Origin of the sequence: Mesorhizobium sp., assembly GCF_004962925.1 — a bacterium.
GTDB lineage: Bacteria > Pseudomonadota > Alphaproteobacteria > Rhizobiales > Rhizobiaceae > Mesorhizobium.
Genome location: NZ_SUEO01000339.1, coordinates 1 through 4,199, shown reverse-complemented (window position 1 = coordinate 4,199; position 4,199 = coordinate 1). Strand labels below are relative to the sequence as shown.

At 65.2% G+C, this 4,199-nt stretch carries 4 protein-coding genes; 3 read left to right on the top strand and 1 reads right to left on the bottom strand.

Going from position 1 to position 4,199, the window contains the following annotated elements; all coding sequences use genetic code 11:
• The 3 genes from E5W87_RS34380 to E5W87_RS34370 all read left to right on the top strand — a co-directional run.
• Positions 1 to 788, top strand: a 788-nt coding sequence (locus tag E5W87_RS34380) for a S1C family serine protease (RefSeq protein WP_292408084.1), incomplete at its 5' end; no start/stop codon positions are given.
• 8 nt (positions 789 to 796) lie between these two features.
• Positions 797 to 1,465 carry a response regulator transcription factor gene (locus E5W87_RS34375; protein WP_292408080.1) on the top strand — a complete coding sequence of 223 codons (669 nt, stop codon included), beginning with the start codon at positions 797 to 799 and terminating at the stop codon, positions 1,463 to 1,465.
• A 113-nt stretch (positions 1,466 to 1,578) separates the two neighbouring features.
• On the top strand, positions 1,579 to 2,445 hold the full coding sequence (locus E5W87_RS34370) for an NAD(P)-dependent oxidoreductase (RefSeq protein ID WP_292408077.1): 867 nt from the start codon (positions 1,579 to 1,581) through the stop codon (positions 2,443 to 2,445).
• A 359-nt stretch (positions 2,446 to 2,804) separates the two neighbouring features.
• On the opposite strand, the gene E5W87_RS34365 is transcribed toward E5W87_RS34370, so the two are convergent.
• A partial coding sequence (locus tag E5W87_RS34365) for an OmpA family protein (protein WP_292408074.1) occupies positions 2,805 to 4,199 on the bottom strand: 1,395 nt, incomplete at its 5' end.

Here is a 4,199-nt window from a genome sequence, read left to right as displayed (position 1 = left end):
CGCATCAGCACCGCACGGCGACCGCCTTCCATTGGCGCGACGGCTATTTTGTCACTGCCGAGGAGGCGGTGGAGGCCGGCGAAGAGATCGAGCTGACGCTTTCTTCGGGCGATAAGGTGAAGGTTGAGCTAGTCGGCCGCGATCCATCGACTGGCACCGCACTTTTGAAGCCGACCGGCGCGCCGGACGTGCCGCCGCTGGCCAAGTCGGGCGCGGTGCGGCCGGGCAATCTGGCCATCGCCGTGGGCAATAGCGACGGTGCGACGCTCGCCGCATTCGGCACGGTCGGTGAGGTCGGTCCGGCCTGGCGCTCGATGCGCGGCGGCACGATCGACAGGCGCATCAATCTGGCCGTCAATGCCGGCGGCCGGTTCGAGGGCGGCCCGGTGCTCGACGCCAAGGGCGCGTTGATCGGGATGCTCCTGTTCGGGCCGCGCCGGCGGGCGCTGGTCATGCCTTACGAGACGATCGAACGGGCGGTGGCGACGCTGCGCGAGAAGGGCCATGTCGCGCGCGGCTATCTCGGCGCCGGCCTGCACCCGATCCGCAGCGGCGACTCGCATGGCGCCATGGTGATGAGCCTCGACGACAATGGCCCGGCAAAAGCCGCCGGCCTGCATCTCGGGGACATCATCGTGTCGTGGAACGGCGAGGCCGTGCACGGTCCGCGCGAGCTGATCCGCAGGCTCGGGCCGGACAGCGCCGGCGCGTCGGTGACGCTCGGCGTGGTCCGCGGCGGTGAACAGCGCGATGTCGTGCTGACCATCGGCGAAAAGCCGCTGAGCTGAGAGGATCGATGGCTGTTGAGGCGATCATAAGGGACAGGAACGCGGATGGCGTGGTGGCGGAGCGGCGGCTGACCGTGCTGATCGCGCTTGGCGATGCGGCACATGCCGAGCACCTGTCTTCCACGCTCGCCACGAGCGGGGATCTGCTGCCTGTCACGGCCGGCAGCAGCGACGGCGGCGAGCGAGCGGACGTCGCTGTCGTCGACGAGCGGAACCTGCGAGGCCTGGCTATCGATCCCGCCATACCTCGGGTGCTGCTGTCCCGGCGGACCGGCCACGAGCCGCCAGACGACAATCTTTTCGCCGTCCTGCCGGCGGCGGCTGACGACCTGTTGATCGCCGCTGCCGTCCGGCTTGCCGCGGCGGGTTACAGGATTTCAGGCGGCGGCCGCCGCGTGCCTGGAAGACATGATGATGATTTCGCCTTCCATGACGGCGACCCGCTGGACGAGGAGCCGGTCGACGATGGAACTGCCAGGCCAGCGCTTTCGCCGCGCGAGAGCGAAGTGCTGGCACTGCTGGCCGAGGGCGCGCCCAACAAGGTGATCGCGCGGCGCTTGAACATTTCCGTGCACACGGCGAAGTTCCACGTCGCGGCGATCCTGATCAAGCTCGGTGCGGCCAACCGCACCGACGCGATCGCCATCGCCATGCGGCAAGGGCTGGTGCTAGTCTAACTTGTCCTTCCAAACCGACGCAGCGTAACGCACATCCGGCGTGTTGGGCCTTGCGCGGCACGCAACCGCCGCGCAAGGATCGCGCCTGTGATGTTGCAAGGAAGGCGGAAGACATGTCGCTCAAGGGAAAGACGCTGTTCATCTCCGGCGGGTCGCGTGGCATCGGGCTGGCGATCGCCCTGCGCGCTGCGCGCGATGGCGCCAATGTGACGATCGCGGCCAAGACCGCAGAGCCGCATCCAAAGCTGCCGGGCACGATCTATACGGCCGCGCAGGAGATCGAGCAGGCCGGCGGCAAGGCGTTGCCGGTATTATGCGACATACGCGAGGAGGGGCAGGTGGCCGAGGCGGTTGCCGGGACCATCGAAAAATTCGGCGGCATCGATATCTGCATCAACAATGCCAGCGCCATCCAGCTCACCGGCACGCTGGAAACCGACATGAAGCGCTACGATCTGATGCACCAGATCAACACGCGCGGCACGTTCCTGGTTTCCAAAATGTGCATTCCGCACCTGAAGTTGGCTGACAATCCTCACATCTTGAATCTGGCACCGCCGCTCGACATGAAGGCCAAATGGTTCAAGAACCATGTCGCCTACACGATGGCCAAGTTCGGCATGTCGATGTGCACGCTGGGCATGAGCGCGGAGTTCGCCAGAGACGGCGTAGCTGTCAATTCGCTGTGGCCGATCTCGACGATCGATACGGCAGCGGTGCGCAATCTCCTGGGCGGAGCGACGGTGGCGGCGATGAGCCGTTCGCCCGACATCATGGCCGACGCCGCGCATGCGATCCTGCTCAGGCCGTCGCGCGAGGCGACCGGCAATTTCTACATCGACGAGGAGGTGCTGCGCGCCGAGGGCGTCAGCGATTTTTCGATCTATGCGCCGGGCGCGACAGGCCCGCTTGCCGGCGATTTCTTCGTGCCCGACGAGGTGTTTGCGAATTCCGAAACCGACATCAAAAGTATCTACTGACGGCAGCGGACGCGGTTCTCACTCCTCGGCCTTCTTGGCTTTGAGGCGGAGGGCCACCGTGAGGAATTGTCCAGGGCTCGGGTAAGGTGTGGTTTCTCTAGAGGCTGGAAACAAAAGCCCCGCCGGCGAGGGGGTACCGGCGGGGCTCATGTGTCCCGCTGGAGTCGGGACGGGGCAGGGAAGCCCTATCCAGAATCTGGGGTGGACGACCTCGCGATTCAATGCCTGGTTAAAATCGCGACGTACATTCGCCTTCAACCTCGGCTCGTTGCCCGAAATAGCCCATCCCGGTGAAACCGGGTGGGCTATTTCTTCCTGTATAGAGTCCAGAAACCAGTTCACGTTTCTGGAATTGCGAGTTAATTCGCGCTGGCGACCGGCGCCACCAGCGAGGTGATGCGGCGGATGGCGACGCGACGGTTCTCGCGGTTAGGCTCCGACGTGTTGACCTTGAGATACTCCTCGCCATAACCCTGTGTCGTCAGGTTCTCCGGCGGGATGCTGAAAGCATTGGTCAAGGCTTCGGCGACGGCCTCCGCGCGACGGTCGGATAGAGCGAGGTTCGCCTCCGGCCTGCCGACGGCATCGGTATGGCCTTCGATCAGGAAGGTTTCCGCCGGGTTCTTCTCAAGCAGCTTCTCCATGGCGCTGGCGACGCCTTCCAGTTTCTGCACCTCGGTGTCGGGGATCGAGGCTGAACCGAATTCGAAGTTCAGCGTGTCTAGGTCGATGCGGCGGGCGATGTCGCGCACGCGGGCCGAGCGCTTGACCTCGTCGATCGAGTAGAGGCGCTGCACCCTCTCCACCGGCGGCTGTTCGAGGAAGGTGTAGTAGTCCTCCGGATCATCGACCTCTTCGGAATCCAGAATGTACTCCTCGCGCGGAATGTCGATCCGAATCGGCGGCAGGTCGTCGCCCGGATCGCGCCAGTCGCTATCGTCATCATAGTACCGCTCGTCGACATAGCTCAGCACATATTCGCGTCCGTCGGGCGCGATGCGTGAACGCTGGATGACATCACCGTAGCGATTGCGGATGGTGACGATCTGGATTCCGTTGTCACGCTCGACGATCTCCCGGGTGCGATCGCCCGACAGCTCCTCATAGTAGACGTTCCTGGCGCCACGGTGCATGCGCGGGGCATCGTCGCTTTCGACGATCGTCTGGTTGTTGAACTGGAGGATAACGCGGTCGCCGAGTTCCCTGACGACGTCGACCCCGCGCGGGCGTGGACGGCGGCGAATGTCCCCGTCGTCGGGCGCACGCTCAACGCGTTTGCCCTTTTCCTCCGTCACCGGAACCATCCTCTCAAGCTTGAGCTCCTGTTGCGCCGCCCTGTCGTCGGTGGGCGGCAGTCCCTGGTCGACCGGAGCCGGCTTCGGGGCTTCCGCCTGCTCGCCGTTCTGTTGGGCGGGCCGACCGCCATCTTGGTCGTCCGGCCGGGCCGTCTCTTGCGCATTATCCCTGCCGCCCCGGCGCTTGCGCACGGCATCCTTCTGGCTGTCGAACACGGGAGCCTCGCCCTGGGCCGGACCTTCTCCTTCGGCGGGCGCGGCCTGTTCGCCCTCGGCGGGCTGCTCGCCGGTTGAGGGCTGTTCTCCTGTCACCGGCTGTTCGCCGATAGGCTTCTTGCCACGCTTTCTCGCCTGGTCCAAAGGCTGTTCGCCCTCGGCAGGAGCCGCTTGCCGGTCGGTTGGAGTGGGAAGCGGCTCGGCCTGCGGGGCAGGCTCACGGGCGGGTGTTTCCTTCTTGCC

What these genes read in the sequence shown, in the direction of transcription:
- E5W87_RS34375 (WP_292408080.1), top strand. Translation starts at nt 797, where the DNA reads ATGGCTGTTGAGGCGATCATAAGGGACAGGAACGCGGATGGCGTGGTG.
- E5W87_RS34370 (WP_292408077.1), top strand. Translation starts at nt 1,579, where the DNA reads ATGTCGCTCAAGGGAAAGACGCTGTTCATCTCCGGCGGGTCGCGTGGC.